We start from the raw sequence: 17,642 nt of genomic DNA on the forward strand, positions 1-17,642 counted from the left end.
GAGGAAGGTCGGTCGGTAACTTCCGCTTAGACCGTCACCGCGTTCTCTTGGGAGAGCGACTGCGGGACGTTCGCGCGGTAGATGGTGACCGCACCGTACTGGGTGGTCAGCTTGAGTTCGACTTCCGAACCCTCGGAGAGGCGCTGACCGGTGATCGCGGTCGTGTTGAGCATGATCTTGAACCGGTCGTCCTGCTCGTCAAGCACGGGCACCGATTTCGACGGGTCCTTTATCTTGGTGACGTCGAAGTAGTCGAAGTCGCCGACTTCGCTGTCCGAACCACTGACGTCCATGGCGGTCCGCGAGCTACCGTCAGCCTTGGTCAGCTGGATAGCCTGGTTGAAGTTGTCGCCGCTCGGACTCCCGTCGCCGTCCTTGGCCTCGGGCACCTTCGTCAGCGTCGTGGCTCGGTTCGGACCGATCCACTCGATGGTTGCAGCCGAGAGGTTGATATCGTCGGAGCCGGAGCCGCGCATCACGGTGAGGTTGAGGTAGTCGACTTTCTCGTCGTTGCCGACGTTACCGAAGCCGGAGACGACCTGCACGCGGTTGGACACCTGCGCACTGGACTCCTGGCCGGTCTGCTCGCTCTTGGTCTGGAGGAACCCAGCCGTGTTGATGAGGACGCCGGCGGCGATCGCCGCGACCAGCACCATCGCGATGAACACGATCAGCGTGCCGATACCCACCTGACCACGGTCTTCGACCGCGCCTTCGATTCTGTCTTTGCACCGAGAGAGTAGAGTTTGTATCATCATTCGTACCGTATTGGATGTCGGGAACTTTCCCATCGATGACGTGCAACCAGAGATATATATAACATTCGTCGGTTCTCATCGCTGATAACTGACGGCGCGAGCGACCGCCGGAACGTAACTCTTTCGAGAATCCCCGACGGGGGAGCGGGACGGTCCGGTGATGCTCCAACTATTTCTGACACGTCGAATGAGCGCAGACGGCAAGGCAACGCGGGTGACGTAAAGTTTAAATTTTAGAGGTGTTCGTCGAGGGTGGTCGCCGCGCCTCGATAGGTAAGCCTTTTGCGCACGTGGCAACCTACTCCCTCTCGATGGCCGACCGCGAGGACGTATGCGTACTCGTTCCGACGCTGAACGAAGCCGAAACCATCGGCGAGGTGATCGACGGCTTCAGGAGCCGCGGGTTCGAGAACGTCCTCGTGGTCGACGGCAACTCGACCGACGGCACCGAAGACGTGGCCCGCGAACACGGCGCGCGCGTCGTCAAGCAGTCGGGCACCGGCAAGGGCCAGGCGATTCGCGAGGCGCTCCAGTACATCGAGGCGGAGTACGTGCTGATGCTCGACGGCGACGGCACCTACCGACCGGAGGACGCCGAGGCGATGCTCGAACCGCTGTTCTCGGGGCGGTACGAGCACGTCATCGGCGACCGCTTCGCCGACATGGAGGAGGGCGCGATGACGCGACTCAACCAGGCCGGCAACGGGATGTTCAACTGGGTGTTCCGCAACATCCACGGCCGGGACTTCCAGGATATCCTCAGCGGCTACCGGGCGTTCACCCGCGAGTCGGTCGACAACTTCTACCTCGACGCCGACGGCTTCGGCGTCGAAACCGAGATGGCGGTCGAGTGCGTGAAACACGGCGTTCCCACGAAGGTCGTCCCCATCCGCTACGAGGCCCGTCCGGACGAGTCGGACACCAACCTCCACCCGATACACGACGGCGGCGTCATCCTGCTCACGCTCTACCAACTGGCGAAGACGAACAACCCGCTGTTCTACTTCGGGAGCGTCGGCCTGCTGAGTTCGCTGTTCGGCGTTCTGGTCGCCGCCTACGTCGGCTACGAGTGGTTCGGGCCGGCCAACACCTCCCACGAGGTGCTGGCGGTCGTCTCGGCGTTCGCCATCCTGTTCGGCGTCCAGTTGCTGATGTTCGGCGTGCTCTCGGACATGATCGTGACGCTCCACCGCGAGCAGATGCGGCGACTCGACTGAACGTTCCGGATTTTCGAAACGTCGGTAGCGTTATTCGGAGCGACGAAGTACGTAGTCGTGCATGTTTGACAATCACAATCTCGCCGACTACGACGACGCCCGCGCGTCGTTCTCGTGGGACGACATCTACGCCGAGGCCGACTGGGACGCTCCGGCCGAACTCAACGTCGCACACGAGGTCTGCGACCGCCACGCCGAGAACCGCGAGAAGGTCGCACTCTACCAGGTGAGCGAGGACGGCGACCTCACGAAACTGACGTTCTGGGAACTCGCCGAGCGGTCGAACCGGTTCGCGAACGTCCTCGAGGACCTCGGCGTCGAGGAGAGCGACCGGGTGTTCTCGTACATGCCGCGAATCCCCGAGCACTACGTCGCACTCGTCGGGACGCTCAAGCGCGGCGCGGTGTTCGGCGGCGTCAACGAGCGGTTCGGCCCGGACGGCATCTCCTACCGTCTCGACGACTGCGACGCGTCGGTCGTCGTCACGACGAGCGACAACCGCGAGACGGTCGAGAAGGCGCTCGAAGACGTTCCCTCGGTCGAGCACGTCGTCGTCGTGGACCGCGACGCGGAGTCGGCCGGCGCAGATGCACCGGCCGACTCCGTGAGCAGCGAGCGGGAAGGCGACATCGACTTCGACGAGGTGCTGGCCGACGCGAGTCGGGACTACGAGGCCGCCCGGACCGGCGGCGAGGACGACGCGCTGCTGTACTACACCAGCGGGACAACAGGCCTGGCGAAGGGCGTCCTCCACAAACAGCGGTGGGTCGCCGGCGTGGCGGCGACCCAGAAGTTCGCGGTCGACCTCCAACCCGGCGACCTCTACTGGTCGACCGCCGACCTCGGGTGGCTGACCGGCCCCATCAACACGCTCGGCGCGTGGTTCTGGGGCGCGGCGCTGTTCACCTACGAGGGCGAGTTCGACCCCGAGACGTGGGCCGACCTGCTCGACGAGTACCCCATCACCGTGCTGTTCAGCGTGCCCACCGCCTACCGGATGCTCCGGGAGAAAGAGCACGTCCTGGAGGGCGTCGACCTCGACCTGCGCCACGCGCTCTCCATCGGCGAACCGCTCTCGGCCGGGGTGGTCGACTGGGGCGAGGAGACGCTGGGCGTCACCGTCCACGACACCTACGGCCAGACCGAGACGGGGAACATGATAATCAACAACTACCCGACGATGACGTTGAAACCGGGGAGCATGGGCAAGCCCCTGCCGGGTATCGAGGCCGAGGTCGTCGACCCCGAAACCGGCGAGCCGATGGAACCGGGCGAAACCGGCGAAATCGCCCAGCGGGGCGACTACCCCTGTTTCTTCGCGGAGTACTGGGAGAAACCCGAGCAGACCGCCGACTGCTTCGTCAACGATTGGTACCTCTCGGGCGACCTCGCGCGCAAGGACGAGGACGGGTACTTCTGGTTCGAGGGCCGGGCCGACGACGTCATCATCTCGTCTGGCTACCGCATCGGCCCGTTCGAGGTCGAGAGTTCGCTCGGCGAACACCCCGCCGTCGCCGAGGCCGCGGTCGTCCCCAAACCCGACCGCGAACGCGGCAACATCGTGAAGGCCTACGTGGTCCCGAGCGAGGCGGCCGACCCCTCCGAGGAACTCGCCGAAGAAGTCAAGAATCACGTCCGCGACGAACTCTCCGCCCACGAGTACCCCCGGGAAATCGAGTTCGTCGAGGAACTGCCCAAGACCGTGACGGGCAAGATTCGGCGCACCGAACTGCAGGACGACGCCGAGCAAGAAGCCGAAGTCGAGTCGGAGTGAACGCGACCCGCCCCGTCTCAGAGCGGGAGCGCCGCGCGCACTCGCTCGATGACGCCCGGGGTCCGAGAGGTTCGGTAGCGTTCGAAGACGGGGTGGAGCGCGTTCAGGAAGTCCTGCTGGCTCTCGAACCGAGTCCGGTCGGTGTCGCCGACGGCCTCCGAGAGCGAGACGGCGTGTCCTTTCGCGTTGTAGTCGATGCGAGGGTCCGACAGCGACCGAACGACCTCCTCGCCCGTCGCGGGAAACGATACCTCTGCGCCGTCGAGTTCGGCCGCCACCTCGGCGATGCCGAACTCGATGACCTCCGGTCCGTCGTCCGTGTTCGACGAAGGTGGCCTGACGCCCATGGGGATAGGTATCGACCCGGAGTTTGAAAAGCTACTCCCCCGAGGGGCGCGGCGGTTAAGTTCCTCGGTTCTATGCAATTCTCCGCCGGACGAAACCAACCGAATCCGCGCGACGCCTCGGCGTCGGTCGTTGGATAACGTTGATGATGGATAGTGCCTTTCTTAACCGTCCGGCACTTACGTCACGCTATGACAGGCGTTCGAGTTGCGGGCGTGGGGCTGACCCACTTCGGCAAGCACCCCGAGCGAACCGGCCGGGACCTCTTCGCGGAGGCGAGCGCGGCGGCGTTCGCCGACGCGGGCGTCGACCGCTCGGCGGTCGAGTCGCTGAAGTACGGCAACTTCATGGGCGAACTGGCCGAACACCAGGGTCACCAGGGGCCGCTGATGGCGGAAGCCGCGGGCGTCGACGCGCCCGCGACCCGCTACGAGAGCGCGTGCGCCTCCTCGGGCGTCGCGGTGCGCGAAGCCGTCAAGGACGTCCGCAACGGCGAGGCCGACGTGGTGCTGGTCGGCGGCGCCGAGCGCATGAACAACCTCGGGACCGCGGGCACGACCGAGGCGCTGGCCATCGCGGCCGACGACCTCTACGAGGTCCGGGCGGGCATCACCTTCCCCGGCGCGTACGCGCTGATGGCCCGCGCGTACTTCGAGCGCTACGGCGGGACCCGGGAGGACCTCGCCGCCATCGCGGTGAAGAACCACGACAACGCCCTGCCGAACGAGCACGCGCAGTTCCAGCGCGAAATCACGGTCGACGAGGCGCTCGACGCGCCGATGATCGCCGACCCGCTCGGCCTCTACGACGCCTGCCCCATCACCGACGGCGCGAGCGCCGTCGTCCTCGTCAGCGACGAGTACGCCGAGGCTCACGACCTCGACGCGCCGGTCGCCGTCACCGGCACGGGACAAGGCGGCGACAAGATGGCCCTCCAGGACCGCGAGTACCTCGCCCGCACGCCCGCCGCCGAGAAGGCCGCCGAGGAGGCCTACGCCGACGCGGGTGTCGAGGCGACCGACGTGGCGACCGCCGAGGTCCACGACTGCTTCACCATCGCGGAGGTGCTGGCGCTCGAATCGCTCGACTTCTACGCGCCCGGCGAGGGCATCGGCGCGGCCGCCCGCGGCGAGACGACCCGCGACGGCGACCTGCCGGTGAACCTCTCGGGCGGTCTCAAGGCCAAAGGACACCCGGTCGGCGCGACCGGTACGAGTCAAATCGCAGAGCTGACTCGCCTGCTCCGGGGCGACCACCCCAACAGCGACGCCGTGGACGGCGAGGTCGGCGTGGCACACAACGCCGGCGGAACGGTCGCCAGCACCACGGTCCACGTCCTGGAGGTGGTCGCATGAGCGGCGACGAACTCGTTCGCGACGACGGCTTCGACGACTTCCTCGACGCGGTCGCCGACGGCGAGGGGTTCTACGTGGAGTGCGAGAACGGCCACGGGTCGCTGCCGCCCCGGCGGGTCTGCCCGCACTGCGGGACGACCGACCTCAAAGAGGTTCCGCTACCCGAGAGTGGCGAGGTCGAAACCCACACGACGATTCACGTCGCCTCGCCGGAGTTCGCCGACGACGTCCCCTACGTCACCGCCGTCGTCGACTTCGGCCCGGTGCGACTCACCGGCCAACTCCAGGACGTCGACCCCGATGCGGTCGAAACCGGCGCGTCGGTCGCCCCCGACGTCGGGTCGACCGAGACGACCGGCGAGCGAATCCTAGTTTTCCGACCGCGGTAGTCCGTCCCGCAGTCCTCGACGGGCGACCGCGGTCGGACGAACTTCCGAGACGTTAGCCCTGGCTTCGCTCGAAGAAGATTCCGTCGGCCGGTCCGGTCCGGGGTCACCCGCGGGCGACCCCGGACTGGCTGCTACCGTCGGTTTACTGCCCGGCTTCGGCGCTCTGTTCGCCCTCCGCCTCTGTTTCGACGTCCGTCTCGTGTTCGGGTTCGACGTCGATGCCCGCCGCGGTCAGTTCGTCCACCAACACGTCGAGGAACGGGCCGGGGTGTTCGGCGTGGGGGAGCAGGCGGGCGTCGTCGAAGACGACCAGTTTCGCGTCGGCCTGCTCGGCGAGTTCCTCGCCCTCCGAAAGCGGCGTGACGGTGGCGTCGCGACCCCAGACGATGGTGACGGGGACGTCCAGCGTCGACAGTTCCGCTCCGAGGTCGACGTCCGGGTCGAGGAAGCCCGAGACGAACGAGGCGGGCGCGAACCGCGCGCCCGGCTGGTGGGCGGTCTGCCACTGGTCGTCGACGTCGTGTTCGGTGTACCCGGCCTCCGTCGAGTAAGCGTCGCGGTTGTCGAAGTAGTGCAGCGACCGGCGACTCGTGAGGAGGTTGAACAGCGCGGTTCCGACCAGCGGCGACCGGAACAGCGACCGGAGCCAGGTCCGGCGCTTGCCCGTGTCGGCGGTCGGGCAGACAAGCACCATCCGGGAGAACACGTCGGCCTGCTGCTGGGCGAGCACCGCGTAGGAGCCGGTGAGCGAGGACGCCACGCAGGCGGCGTCGTCGGTCAGGTCCTCGGCGAAGTCGGTGACGAAGGCGGTGTACAGCGACGCCGAGTAGGTCAGCGGCGGCCGGTCCGACCGGCCGAAGCCCGGCAGGTCCGGCGCGACGACGTGGTGGGTCTTGCTCAGTTGTTCGAAGATCTGGTCGAACTCCTTGTTCGAGGCGGCGGCGTGAATTCCGTGCAACAGGAGTACGTCCGGGTCGTCCGGGTCGCCGGCCTCGGTGTACGCGACGTCGAATCCGCGCCAGCGGTACGTCTGCTGTTCGCCCGGGAGCGCGGGTTGGAGTTCGCCCGCTTTTCGGGCGAGTAGTCGATTCCCGACTGCGGCGGCGCCCAGTCCTCCCGCAACCGCGGTGACGGCGGTTCGTAGCTTCATGGGCGACTAGTCACCGTGGAGAGGTTTAGCTCTTGTTGGCGGCCTCACCCTCCGGTTTTCGTCGTGGAGGAGAGCGCACGACGAAACGGCGGCCTACTCCAGCACGTCCAACCGGTCGTAGAGGAACGCCCACTTGTCGAGTTCCTCTCGGACCCGCATCGACGTGGACTTCCCCGAACCGTGTCCGGTGGCGTCCTCGACGCGGAGCAAAACCGGGGCGTCGCCGCGGTTGGCCGCCTGCATCCGAGCGGCCATCTTGCGGGCGTGCGCCGGGTGAACGCGCGAGTCTCCCGCCGCCGCCTTGAACAGCGTCGCGGGGTACGCGCGCTCCTCGACGTTGTGGTACGGCGAGTACTCCCGGAGGTACTCGAACGCCTCCGGGTCCTCGGGCGACCCGTACTCGGTGGTCCACGTCTCGCCGAGCAACAACTCGTGGAACCGGAGCATGTCGAGCACCGGAACGGCGGAGATCGCCGCGCCGAACAGGTCCGGCCGCTGGGTCAGCGCCGCGCCGACCAGCAGGCCGCCGTTGGACGCACCGAGCGCCGCCAGGCGTTCCGGGCGGGTGTAGCCCGCTTCGACGAGTCCCTCGGCGACGGCGTAGAAGTCGTCGAAGACGTTCTGCTTGTTCTCCTTCATCCCCTCGCGGTGCCACCGCTCGCCGTACTCCGCGCCGCCTCGCAGGTTGGCCTGCACGTAGACGCCGCCGTCCTCCAGGAAAGCCGTGCGGAACCGATCGTACATCGGCGGCAGACTGGTTCGAAAGCCGCCGTAGCCGTAGACGACGGCCGGGTTGTCGCCTTCGAGGTCGATTCCCTCTCGGTGGACCACGAACGCCGGCACCTCGGTCCCGTCGGCCGACTCGAAGAACTGCTGAGCGACAACGATGTCGGCGTCGCCGTCGGCCCGGCGCCGTTCGACGACGCTCGTTTCGCCGGTTTCGGCGTCGCCCCGGACGACTCGGCGGGGTCGGTCGAACGTCTCGACGGTGAAGAAGAACTCCGACGTCGCCCGAGCGCCGTGCAGGTAGTAGTCTTCGACGGCCGCGTACGCCGGTAGCGCCGCGTCGTGAAGGCGTTCCCCGTCGGAGTCGTACACCGTCAGCGACGAGTGGGCGTCCCGCTGGTGGTGCGCGACCACGTACTCCCCCGCGAAGACGAAGTTCTGCAGCGTCCCGTCGCGCTGGGGGACGATTTGGCGGAGGTCGTCGGGGTCCACGTCGCGAGCGTCGACGTCGCAGGCGAGCACCCGGGACCGCGGCGCATCGTAATCGGTGAGCAAGTAGACGGTTCCGTCGCGTAGCTTCGCCCGGAAGAAGCTGTCAACGCCGACGACCAGCGGAACGAGTTCGCCGGACTCGGGGGTCCCCGTCCACCGGAGGACATCCGCGCTGCGCCACCCCTCTCGGAATGTCACTACGAGTTCTCCTTCGTCGGTGACCAGTTCGGGCCAGACGCGCCGGCCCACGTCGTCGACGAGCACCGAATCCGTCCCCTCCGTTCCGAGTTCGTGATACCGAATCTGCTTGTCGAGTTGCGCGCCGCCGCCCGCCGCCCCGGTCGTCACGTAGTAGAGTCCCGAATCGCCCCACGCGATTCCGCCGAGGAAAGTCCGGCCGCAGTCGCAGATTTCGTCGACGACGTCACCGGTATCCACGTCGAGGACGACCACGTCGTAGTTCTCGTCGCCGCCCTCGGCGACGCCGTACGCGACGAGCGACCCGTCCGGCGACGGGAGGAACCAGTCCAGCGACTCGCCCTCGGGCCACTCGTTGGGGTCGGCGAGGACGCGGGGTTCGTCGTCGAGGGTCGGGCGGAAGAGCAGTCTCGCGCGGTCCTCGTCCGTCGATTCGACGCGCTGGAAGTACCCCCGCTCCCGGGGGACGAAGCGACCGTAGTTCGGGACGTCGGCGAGTTCGCGGAACCGCGGTTCGAGCGCCTCGCGGGCCTCGTTCCGGAGTTGCTCGTCGGTGTACTCGTTCTGCCGCGCGACCCACGCGGCGACCTCCTCGTCGTCGTCCTCCAGCCAGCGATAGGGGTCGCGTACCTCCTCGCCGTGGAGCGTTTCGACGACCTCGCGCTGCTCGGTTTCGGGGGGTTGTGGCATACATCTCCGTGTCAGCCATAGTACATAATATTTCGGGCGAAGGCGACCGATTCACCGGGACGGCGACCGATTCGCCCGGACCACGGCAACCGGTTCGGAAAGAGTGTTAACCCCCGAACCGGAACCTCCCCGTATGGTCGTTTCGAGCGCTCCCGGCAAGGTCTACCTGTTCGGGGAGCACGCGGTCGTCTACGGCGAACCGGCGGTGCCCTGCGCCATCGAGCGGCGGGCGACGGTCACCGTCGAACAGCGGGACGACGACCGACTGCGCGTTCACGCCGAGGACCTGAGCCTCGACGGGTTCATCGTCGAGTACAGTAGCGCGACCGACGACGTCCCGGACGTCGCCGCCTCCCAGTCGCTGGTCGAAGCCGGGATGGGCTACGTCGACGCGGCGGTCGAGCAGGCCCGCGAGGTCGCCGACGCCCCCGACGCGGGATTCGACATTACGGTCGAGAGCCAGATTCCGCTCGGCGCCGGCCTCGGGTCGTCGGCCGCCGTCACGGCCGCCTGCATCGACGCCGCGTCGCGCGAACTGGGCGTCGAACTCCCGACGGACGAGATCGCCGAGCGCGCCTACCGGGCCGAACTCGAAGTCCAGGACGGCGAGGCCTCCCGGGCCGACACTTTCTGCTCGGCGACGGGCGGCGCGGTCCGGGTCGAGGGCGACGACTGCCGGACCATCGACGCGCCCGACCTCCCGTTCGTCATCGGGTTCGACGGCGGCGCGGGAGACACAGGTGAACTCGTCGCGGGCGTTCGCGCGCTCCGCGAGGAGTACGACTTCGCCGCCGACACCGTCGAGAGCATCGGCGAGATCGTCCGCCACGGCGAGACGGTGCTGGCCGACGGCGACGTGGCCGAACTCGGTCGACTGATGAACTTCAACCACGGCCTGCTGGAGGCGCTGGGCGTCTCCTCGCGGTCGCTCGACCAGATGGTGTGGGCGGCCCGGGACGCCGGCGCGCTCGGCGCCAAACTGACCGGCGCGGGCGGCGGCGGGTGTATCGTCGCGCTCGACCCCACCCAGGAAACCGAAACCGCGCTGAAGTTCACGCCCGGGTGCGAGGACGCCTTCCGGGCCGAACTGGCCACCGAGGGCGTCCGGGTGGAGCGAGCATGACCACCGTGGTCAAACTCGGCGGGAGCGTCATCACCGACAAGGACCGCGCCGAGACGCTGGACGGCCCGGCACTGGCAGACGCGGCGTCGGCCATCGCCGAGGCCGACGCGGCGGACCTCGTCGTGGTCCACGGCGGCGGGAGCTTCGGCCACCACAACGCCAGCGAGCACGGCGTCTCAAAGACCGACGGCTCGAACGACGCCGCCGCGGCGGTCGAGATCCACGGCGCGATGAAGACGCTGAACGACTTCGTGCTCTCGCGGCTCCACGACCGGGGCGTGCCGGCGGTCCCGGTCCACCCGTTCTCCGCGGCGCGGCGGGACCGCGAAGCAGCGCTGACTCTGATGACCGAGCAGGTCGAGACGATGCTCGGCGAGGGGTTCGTCCCGGTACTTCACGGCGACGTGGTCGCCCACGAGGGCGAGGGCGTGACCATCCTCAGCGGCGACGAGGTGGTGACGGCGGTCGCCCGCGGCGTCGACGCCGACCGCGTGGGCTTCTGCTCAACGGTCCCGGGCGTGCTGGACGGCGAGGACGTGATTCCGGAGATCCGCTCCTACGACGAGGTAGCCGACGTCCTCGGCGGGAGCGACGCGACCGACGTGACAGGTGGGATGGCCGGAAAGGTCCGGGCGCTGTTGGACCTCGGCGCTCCCGCGACCATCTTCGGTCCCGACGACCTTCGGGCGTTCCTCGCCGGCGAGGAGCCCGGGACGAGAATCGACGGTCGGTAGTCGCCGCAGTTCCTTGCGTAACTCGACGTAATTTGGCTGGCTCGGCCGTTTCAGGTTAGTCGGGCTAACCCACCTTTTTGCGGCGTCGGGTGGCCTCGCGCCCTCCGGGCACTTCGGCCACCACTTCTTGTAAAAAGCTGGACCAAAAAGGAACACGCTCGCTCACTGCGTTCGCTCGCATCTTCGAGTTAGTGGTGAACTCGCTCCCTTCGGTCACTCGTGGAAGCGGCCGGGCGCAGAGCGCCCGACCGCGACGGCGAACCGCGCGAGGCGTCCGGGAAGAGTTGGCCCCGGTATCGTACTTAAACGTTCGCACCGGACGACGTCCCGTTCAGCCGACCGTCTCCGTTCCGCCTACGTCGCCCGTCGCACCCGCGTTGGGGGCACGACGGGCGACCAGCGGTTCCGCGATAGGCTCGGCCTAACGTGCGAGAAGTCGGAGAGAGAAGAATCCGCGACCGACCGCAGTTCGACCCAGGTTACCGGAGCTGAATGGCGCGCCCTTCCTCGTTCGAGCGGTAGATAGCGTCGATGACCCGCTGGACTTCGAGTCCCTGCTCGACCGTGTTCATCGTCGGCGGGACGTCGTCGCGGACAGCCTCGAAGAAGACGCGCTGTTCGGCCTTGTGCGGGTCCTCGTGGCGGGTCTGGACCTGGCTGTCGGAGAAGTGGTCGGTGCCCTGGCGGCCGGTTTCGTAGAGGGTGAGCGAGTCGTCGGCCTTGTCGAAGCACGCGCCCGCTTCGGTGCCCCGGATGATGAACTCCTCGTCGGGCGAGCGGTTGGCCGCCCACGCGACTTCGAGGTTGATGGTCTTGCCGCCCTCCAGGCGCAGGAAGGCGCTCACCGAGTCGTCGACGCTGAACTCGCCGGAGTTGGTGTCCTCGCCCCACATCTCGAGGTAGGCGTAGTCGTCGCGCGACCCGAACTGCGAGCGGATGGTGCCCGCGACCTCCTTGACGCGCGCGAAGTCGTGGAAGTGGAGCGCGAGGTCGATGGCGTGGACGCCGATGTCGATGAGCGCGCCGCCGCCCGCTATCTCGCGGTTCGTGAACCACGACCCCCGGCCGGGGATACCCCGGCGGCGGATGAAGTTGGCCTCGACGTGTCGGACGTCGCCGAATCGGCCCTCTTCCTGGTAGCCCTTGACGACTCGAACGGGGTTGCGGAAGCGGTTGTGGAACCCGACCATACAGAAGGCGTCGGCGTTCCGCGCGGCCTCGGCGATTCGCTCCGCACTCTCCAGCGAATGGGCCAGTGGCTTCTCGAGGAGGACGTCGAGTCCCGATTGGAGGGCGGCGACGGCGTACTCCTCGTGGAACTTGTTCGGGGTCGTGACGACGACCGCGTCCACGTCGGCACTGTACAGTTCCTCGTAGCTCTCGAACGACTCGACTCCGTACTTCTCGGCGAACCTGGCGCGTGCGTCCGGATTGATGTCGACGCCGCCGACGACGTCGACTCCCTTGATGTCGACGAGACGGTCGGCGTGGTAGTGACCGATGTTCCCCAAGCCGACGAACCCGACCCGTACCGGCTCATTCGTGGCAGACATAGCTACTAGTGGTAGGCAACCGTGAGGCGTTGTTAGGTCTTTCCCTTCGGGCGCGCACCGCCTCGCTCGCTCTCGATTTGACTCGACAGGGCACTGTCGAAAACGGTGGGCCGAATCGGTCCGTCCGTCGGTTCGTCGTCACGGTCAGTACAGTTGCTGTTCCTTTTCGTCCCGCTCTTTCTCTCGCTCGGCCTGCTCTTTCTGCTCGCGCCGCGCGGCGAGGAGTTGTTTCCCCGCGGGGATGAACTTCCGCCTGGTGTCGCGGACGAACGAGACGATACCGTAGGCCCAGAAGAAAAACAGCACCGTCCCGCCGAGCAGGTAGAGCCAGCCGAGCGTCGTCACCATCAGTCGTCACCCTCCGCTTCGGTGCCAGCGGTGCCGGGTTCGACCGTGGCGAACTCCAGGCCGTGCGTGATGGCCTCTCCGGTTTCGGTGTCGAAGAGGTGGACGCGCTCGCGGTCGAGCACGACCTCCACGTTCTCGTCCTCGGCGATGTCCGAGGAGGGGTCGACGCTCATCAACAACTGGTTTGTCATCGAGTCGGGGTCGGCCTCCATCTGGGACTCGGCGTCGCCGGTCAGCAGATAGACGAATATCTCGTCGCCCATCGGCTCCAGCACGTCGGTCTGGGCGGGGATCGAGCGGGTCGGATTGGCGATGCCATCGCTGACCTCCCGAAGGTGGACGTCCTCGGGGCGCACGCCGAGGGTCACCGCGTCGCCTTCGGCGATTCCCGCCACCTGGCCGGGGTCGAAGTCGACGTCGAACTCGGCCGTCGAGATGCCGCTGGCCGTGATCTCGCCCTCGACGAAGTTCATCGACGGCGAGCCGATGAACCCGGCGACGAACAGGTTCGACGGTTCGTTGTAACAGACCAGCGGCGGCGCGATCTGCTGGAGTTCGCCGCCGTCGATGACCGCGATGCGGTCGGACATCGTCATCGCCTCCGCCTGGTCGTGGGTGACGTAGATGATGGTGGTGTCCAGTTCCTTGTGGAGGCGCTGGAGTTCGGTCCGCATGTGGACGCGGAGCTTCGCGTCGAGGTTCGCCAGCGGTTCGTCCATCAGGAATACCTCGGGTTCCCGGACGATGGCGCGGGCGATGGCGACGCGCTGGCGCTGGCCGCCCGAGAGTTCGCTCGGTTCGCGGTCGAGCATCCCCTCCAACTGGACGATGTCGGCCGCGCGCTCGACCCGACGTTCGATCTCCTCTTTGTCGTAGTCGCGCAACCGCAGTCCGAAGCTGATGTTCTCGTAGACGTCCATGTGCGGGAACAGCGCGATATTCTGGAACACCATCGCTATCCCGCGGTCCTTCGGCGGCAGGTTCGTCACGTCGCGACCCGCGATGGTGATCTTGCCCTCGGTGGGCTTGGTCAGCCCCGCGATGGTCTCCAGCGTCGTGGACTTCCCGCAACCGGAGGGACCGACGAGCGTGACGAACTCGCCGTCCTTGATGTCGAGGTTCATGTGGTCGACCGCCGTTACGTCGCCGTACCGTTTGATGACGTCTTCTAGGATTACTTCACCCATTGTCTATCACTCCTTGAGCGCTCCCTGCGTGAGGCCGCTGACGATCTTCTCCTGCGCGACAACCACGAGGATGGCGATGGGCAGCACGCCGATGATGCTCGCGGCCGCCATGAGGTTGTACAGTTCCGAGTACTGGCCCTGATAGCTCAGGATACCCCAGACGAGAGGTGCCCAGTTGTCGGCCGTGCCGTCGGTCATCAGGAACGAGAAGAAGAACTCGTTGTAGACCGAGATAAACGTGAGCACGCCCGCGGTGGCCACGCCCGGCGCCGACAGCGGCACGATGACCCGGAACAGCGCGCCGAGCCGTGTCGTCCCCTCGATCCTCGCGGCGTCCTCCAGGCCGTCCGGAATCTGGCCGTAGAACGTCGAAAGGATGAAGATAGACAGCGGCATGAACAGCGCGCTGAACGGGAGTATCATCGCGAACGGCGTGTTGAACAGGTTCGGACTCGAGATGCCGAACACGGTCACGTTCCCGGTGAACAGCCGGAACAGCGGGATGATGAACGCCGCCGGCGGGAAGTACGAAACCGCCAGGATGGCGAGCATCAGCGGTCCCTTCCCGGGGAACTCGAGCCGTCCGAACACGTAGCCGGCGAGACTCGCCAGTACGAGCACGATGGCGGTCGTCGCGATGCCCAGCACGAAGCTGTTGAACATGTAGAGGTGGAACGGCACGCGCTGGAACACCGTGATGAACGCCTCGGGGTTGAACCCCTTCGGCAGCAGCCCCATGTTCGAGATGGCCGCGTTGGGCGTCAGCGCCAGCACCAGCAGCCAGTAGAACGGGAACAGCGTGGTGAACAGGAATATCACGGTGACGACGTAGAACATCGCCCGGTACGCCTTCTGGGGGTTCTCGATGGTCGAGCTGACCCAGCGCGAGAACGGTCCCTGTTGACTGTCGGTTTCGGTTGCCATCGTCAGACACCTCCTTGATCCGTGTCAGCGTACTTCACGATATACACCGAGACGACGATACCGATGAGTGCCGCCGTGATGAAGGCGACGGCCGCGGAGGTCCCGTACAGCCGGGAGTCGCGGAACGTCGAAACCACGAGACACGACAGCGACGGCACCGTCGAACAGCCCGTGACGGTCTCGATGATACCGTAGACGCGCATCGCGCCGATGGTCCGGAACAGCATCGCGACCAGCACCGACGGGAGCACGAGCGGCAGGGTGATCATCCGGAACTGTTGCCACCGCGAGGCGCCCGCAACCCGACCCACGTCGTAGAGGCTCCGGTCGATGCTCTGCAGGCCCGCCAGAATGATGAGCGCCATGAACGCCGACGTCTTCCACACGTCGGCGATGACGAGTATCACCAGCGAGTCGAAGCTGTTGGCCAGCGGAGTCGCCGAGAAGACGCCGAGCGCCTGCATCCAGTCGACGAGGAAGCCGATGCCGGGCTGGAACAGCAGGAAGAAGATCATCCCCTGGATGACGATAGGCACCGCCCACGGGATGATGATGGCGACCCGGACCCACCGGCGACCCCGGAAGTCCTGGTCCAGCACCAGCGCCTGCCCGAATCCGATGATGGTCTCGAAGAACACGCTGGCGACCGTGAAGATGAGCGTCACGGTGAGCGCGCTCTTGAACGGCGTGCTGAGGTCGAAGAACGGCCGCACGAGCACGATGTCGCGCTGGCCGGTTAGCAGCTCAACGTAGTTCTGCAGTCCGACGAACTGCCCGAGCGGGTCGGACCCGACGATGCTGTCGGCGTGAAGCGACATCCGGAACGTGCTGAGCAGGGGCCAGAACGCGATGACGCCCAGCAGCAGCAACACCGGGGCCAACAGCAGGTACGCGAACTGGGTGTCGCTGAGGTTCTCCACCCAGCGCACCACCGCCACGTACGGCCCCGAGCGCTCGGAGTCCCGGACACCACCTTCTGTGGATGCTGCCATAAAAATCGTGTTAGATTTGAAGCGCCTTATGTCTATGCGCTCTTTTCGATGGCCTGGAGCTGGCTCTTGAGCTGGGTCATCGCCTTCTTCGGATTACCGCTCTTGGCGAGCGCCCCGTTGACCTGCTGGAAGATCTTCTGGGATTCCTGGGGCCAGATGGCGGTGACGGGACGCGAGATGGCGTTCTGCCCGGCCACCTTGAGCGGTTCCATGTACCGGCCCATGATGGGCACCTTGGTCGCGCGGTCGGAGTTGAACAGCTTCGGCCGTGGCGGCAGGAAGCCCAGTTCCTCGAAGAGCTTGAGCTGGAACTCCTCGCTCGTCATCGCCTTGAGCACTTCCAGCGCCGCCTCCTTCTTCTCGGAGTTGGGGTTGATGGCGTTGTGCCACCCGCCCAGCGCCGCCACCGGCCCGCCCGTCATCGGGTACTGGGCCTTCTTCTCGGTCTTGGCGTACGGAATCGGCATCACGCCGAGGTCCTTGCCCATCTGGTCTTTCGCGCCGTTGATGTTGATGGAGTACGGCCAGTTGCGGTGCATCACGGCGTCGCCCGCCGAGAACGGTTTGCGCGAGGGCTCCTCGGACCACTGGAGCACCGCGGGCGGCGCGATGTTGCCCTTGTACCCGTCGAGCGTGTGGTTGGCCTGTGAGCCGTGAATGAACGTCCGGACCATCTTGAGCGAGTTCACGACCTGCTTCTCGTCGACGGTGACGGGTCGCTTGCCGATCGGGCCGAAGAGGTTCTTCTTGGGGTTGCCGAAGTACGCCCCGCCCCAGCTGGTCATGAACTCGTTGAAGTCACAGCACGACAGCCCCTCGTAGGCCTTTGCCTGGAACGTGTAGCCGTGCTTGACGTCGTTCGCCGACTTGGCCTTCTGGGCCACGTTCGAGAACTCCTTCCACGTCATGGAGTTCTTCGACCACTTCTTGAAGTCCGACTCCCCGTAGCCGGCCTTCCGGACGTACTTCTTGTTGTACTGCATCGTCGGGAAGTCCGGGAATAGCGGGACGGCGTACATGTCGCCGTTCTGGGCCTGCGTGGTCGAGACACTCGCGTCGAAGTAGTTCTTCTTGACGTCCTGGGTCACCTTCTTCGGGAGCTCCTTGCTCAGGTTGAGGAGTTGGTCGCGGACGATGAACGGAATCGTCCACCCGCTGTCGACGTAGAGGATGTCGGGGTTCTTTCGCCCGGCCGACAACCACTGCTGGTACTGGGAGCGCCGGTTGTCGGTGACGGTCGGTCCCGCCAGCACCTTCACCTCGATGTCCTTCGACAGGCCGTTCTTGTAGAGGACCTTCTGGAGCCGGTTCCAGACCTCGCCTTTGAAGTCCGGGTCGGTCGCCCACTGGAGCGTGGTCTTGCCGCCCTGATTGTCGACGTTGCCGACGGTGGAGCCGCCGCCGCTCTGATTGTTGTTACCGTTGTTACTTTCGCTTCCGCCCATACAGCCGGCCAGTCCGGCCGCCGCACCCGATGCGCCGACTGCCTGCACGAAGTTCCGGCGGGAAACCCCGGAACTTCGGTCGGCGCCCTGCTGTCGGTCGTCAGGTTCGTGCGAAGTATTGCCAGCCATTTCACTCCCAAAGACGTAGTTTATCCATTTATATCTTAGTGCCAGTAACTACTGCCATCGTTGTAAAATATCTTTCATATGGTGTGCCTAAACACGCGGCGAAAACGCGGCTA

16 protein-coding genes are annotated in these 17,642 nt (G+C 66.2%); 6 read left to right on the top strand and 10 right to left on the bottom strand.

The genetic code is table 11. From position 1 onward, the window contains the following. Window positions 1–26: 26 nt before the first annotated feature. Window positions 27–755: a flagellin gene (locus tag NGM07_RS03775; RefSeq protein ID WP_253517312.1), complete on the bottom strand. Its 729-nt coding sequence runs from the start codon at window positions 753–755 to the stop codon at window positions 27–29. A 314-nt stretch (window positions 756–1,069) separates the two neighbouring features. Between NGM07_RS03775 and aglJ the strand changes: the two genes are divergently transcribed. Continuing rightward, window positions 1,070–1,975, top strand: coding sequence for an S-layer glycoprotein N-glycosyltransferase AglJ (gene aglJ / locus NGM07_RS03780; protein ID WP_253520143.1), 906 nt, complete (start codon window positions 1,070–1,072; stop codon window positions 1,973–1,975). Between the two features lie 61 nt (window positions 1,976–2,036). Beyond that, on the top strand, window positions 2,037–3,749 hold the full coding sequence (locus NGM07_RS03785; protein WP_253517314.1) for an acetate--CoA ligase: 1,713 nt from the start codon (window positions 2,037–2,039) through the stop codon (window positions 3,747–3,749). A gap of 17 nt (window positions 3,750–3,766) precedes the next feature. On the opposite strand, the gene NGM07_RS03790 is transcribed toward NGM07_RS03785, so the two are convergent. Beyond that, entirely contained in the window at window positions 3,767–4,096 is a 330-nt protein-coding gene (locus NGM07_RS03790; RefSeq protein WP_253517315.1) for a DUF5789 family protein, read from the bottom strand. Window positions 4,097–4,285: 189 nt separating this feature from the next. On the opposite strand from NGM07_RS03790, the gene NGM07_RS03795 reads away from it, so the two are divergent. Then, window positions 4,286–5,449: a thiolase C-terminal domain-containing protein gene (locus NGM07_RS03795; protein ID WP_253517318.1), complete on the top strand. Its 1,164-nt coding sequence runs from the start codon at window positions 4,286–4,288 to the stop codon at window positions 5,447–5,449. Next, entirely contained in the window at window positions 5,446–5,838 is a 393-nt protein-coding gene (locus NGM07_RS03800) for a Zn-ribbon domain-containing OB-fold protein (RefSeq protein WP_253517320.1), read from the top strand. Before NGM07_RS03795 ends, NGM07_RS03800 begins: the two co-directional genes overlap by 4 nt. 142 nt (window positions 5,839–5,980) lie before the next feature. Here NGM07_RS03800 and NGM07_RS03805 read toward each other — a convergent pair whose 3' ends face one another. Both NGM07_RS03805 and NGM07_RS03810 read right to left on the bottom strand, forming a co-directional pair. Further along, window positions 5,981–6,988: an alpha/beta fold hydrolase gene (locus NGM07_RS03805; protein WP_253517323.1), complete on the bottom strand. Its 1,008-nt coding sequence runs from the start codon at window positions 6,986–6,988 to the stop codon at window positions 5,981–5,983. A gap of 93 nt (window positions 6,989–7,081) precedes the next feature. After that, entirely contained in the window at window positions 7,082–9,094 is a 2,013-nt protein-coding gene (locus NGM07_RS03810; protein WP_253517336.1) for a prolyl oligopeptidase family serine peptidase, read from the bottom strand. A gap of 133 nt (window positions 9,095–9,227) precedes the next feature. On the opposite strand from NGM07_RS03810, the gene mvk reads away from it, so the two are divergent. Continuing rightward, complete coding sequence (gene mvk / locus NGM07_RS03815; protein WP_253517339.1) at window positions 9,228–10,217, top strand: mevalonate kinase; 990 nt, start codon at window positions 9,228–9,230, stop codon at window positions 10,215–10,217. Further along, window positions 10,214–10,951 (top strand): isopentenyl phosphate kinase, encoded by a 738-nt coding sequence (locus NGM07_RS03820; RefSeq protein ID WP_253517342.1) that lies wholly within the window; start codon window positions 10,214–10,216, stop codon window positions 10,949–10,951. Before mvk ends, NGM07_RS03820 begins: the two co-directional genes overlap by 4 nt. A gap of 479 nt (window positions 10,952–11,430) precedes the next feature. Here the strand turns inward: NGM07_RS03820 and NGM07_RS03825 are convergent, their stop codons facing one another. From NGM07_RS03825 to NGM07_RS03850, 6 genes are all read right to left on the bottom strand, one after another. Further along, on the bottom strand, window positions 11,431–12,504 hold the full coding sequence (locus NGM07_RS03825; RefSeq protein WP_253517355.1) for a Gfo/Idh/MocA family protein: 1,074 nt from the start codon (window positions 12,502–12,504) through the stop codon (window positions 11,431–11,433). A gap of 144 nt (window positions 12,505–12,648) precedes the next feature. Beyond that, a complete protein-coding gene (locus NGM07_RS03830) occupies window positions 12,649–12,852 on the bottom strand; it encodes a DUF8005 family protein (protein ID WP_253517358.1) in 204 nt (67 codons plus the stop codon). Then, the gene (locus tag NGM07_RS03835; RefSeq protein WP_253517361.1) at window positions 12,852–14,039 is read right to left on the bottom strand and encodes an ABC transporter ATP-binding protein; all 1,188 of its coding nucleotides are present in this window, start codon (window positions 14,037–14,039) and stop codon (window positions 12,852–12,854) included. Before NGM07_RS03835 ends, NGM07_RS03830 begins: the two co-directional genes overlap by 1 nt. 6 nt (window positions 14,040–14,045) lie before the next feature. After that, window positions 14,046–14,963 carry a carbohydrate ABC transporter permease gene (locus NGM07_RS03840; protein WP_253517364.1) on the bottom strand — a complete coding sequence of 306 codons (918 nt, stop codon included), beginning with the start codon at window positions 14,961–14,963 and terminating at the stop codon, window positions 14,046–14,048. Window positions 14,964–14,965: 2 nt separating this feature from the next. Further along, entirely contained in the window at window positions 14,966–15,955 is a 990-nt protein-coding gene (locus NGM07_RS03845; protein ID WP_253517367.1) for a carbohydrate ABC transporter permease, read from the bottom strand. 32 nt (window positions 15,956–15,987) lie between these two features. Next, the gene (locus tag NGM07_RS03850; protein ID WP_253517370.1) at window positions 15,988–17,529 is read right to left on the bottom strand and encodes an extracellular solute-binding protein; all 1,542 of its coding nucleotides are present in this window, start codon (window positions 17,527–17,529) and stop codon (window positions 15,988–15,990) included. Window positions 17,530–17,642: the final 113 nt, after the last annotated feature.

Origin of the sequence: Halorussus vallis, from assembly GCF_024138165.1 — an archaeon.
Taxonomy (GTDB): domain Archaea; phylum Halobacteriota; class Halobacteria; order Halobacteriales; family Haladaptataceae; genus Halorussus; species Halorussus vallis.

Coding starts and splice junctions, on each gene's coding strand:
- NGM07_RS03775 (WP_253517312.1), bottom strand. CDS start 755: ATGATACAAACTCTACTCTCTCGGTGCAAAGACAGAATCGAAGGCGCG.
- aglJ (WP_253520143.1), top strand. CDS start 1,070: ATGGCCGACCGCGAGGACGTATGCGTACTCGTTCCGACGCTGAACGAA.
- NGM07_RS03785 (WP_253517314.1), top strand. CDS start 2,037: ATGTTTGACAATCACAATCTCGCCGACTACGACGACGCCCGCGCGTCG.
- NGM07_RS03790 (WP_253517315.1), bottom strand. CDS start 4,096: ATGGGCGTCAGGCCACCTTCGTCGAACACGGACGACGGACCGGAGGTC.
- NGM07_RS03795 (WP_253517318.1), top strand. CDS start 4,286: ATGACAGGCGTTCGAGTTGCGGGCGTGGGGCTGACCCACTTCGGCAAG.
- NGM07_RS03800 (WP_253517320.1), top strand. CDS start 5,446: ATGAGCGGCGACGAACTCGTTCGCGACGACGGCTTCGACGACTTCCTC.
- NGM07_RS03805 (WP_253517323.1), bottom strand. CDS start 6,988: ATGAAGCTACGAACCGCCGTCACCGCGGTTGCGGGAGGACTGGGCGCC.
- NGM07_RS03810 (WP_253517336.1), bottom strand. CDS start 9,094: ATGCCACAACCCCCCGAAACCGAGCAGCGCGAGGTCGTCGAAACGCTC.
- mvk (WP_253517339.1), top strand. CDS start 9,228: ATGGTCGTTTCGAGCGCTCCCGGCAAGGTCTACCTGTTCGGGGAGCAC.
- NGM07_RS03820 (WP_253517342.1), top strand. CDS start 10,214: ATGACCACCGTGGTCAAACTCGGCGGGAGCGTCATCACCGACAAGGAC.
- NGM07_RS03825 (WP_253517355.1), bottom strand. CDS start 12,504: ATGTCTGCCACGAATGAGCCGGTACGGGTCGGGTTCGTCGGCTTGGGG.
- NGM07_RS03830 (WP_253517358.1), bottom strand. CDS start 12,852: ATGGTGACGACGCTCGGCTGGCTCTACCTGCTCGGCGGGACGGTGCTG.
- NGM07_RS03835 (WP_253517361.1), bottom strand. CDS start 14,039: ATGGGTGAAGTAATCCTAGAAGACGTCATCAAACGGTACGGCGACGTA.
- NGM07_RS03840 (WP_253517364.1), bottom strand. CDS start 14,963: ATGGCAACCGAAACCGACAGTCAACAGGGACCGTTCTCGCGCTGGGTC.
- NGM07_RS03845 (WP_253517367.1), bottom strand. CDS start 15,955: ATGGCAGCATCCACAGAAGGTGGTGTCCGGGACTCCGAGCGCTCGGGG.
- NGM07_RS03850 (WP_253517370.1), bottom strand. CDS start 17,529: ATGGCTGGCAATACTTCGCACGAACCTGACGACCGACAGCAGGGCGCC.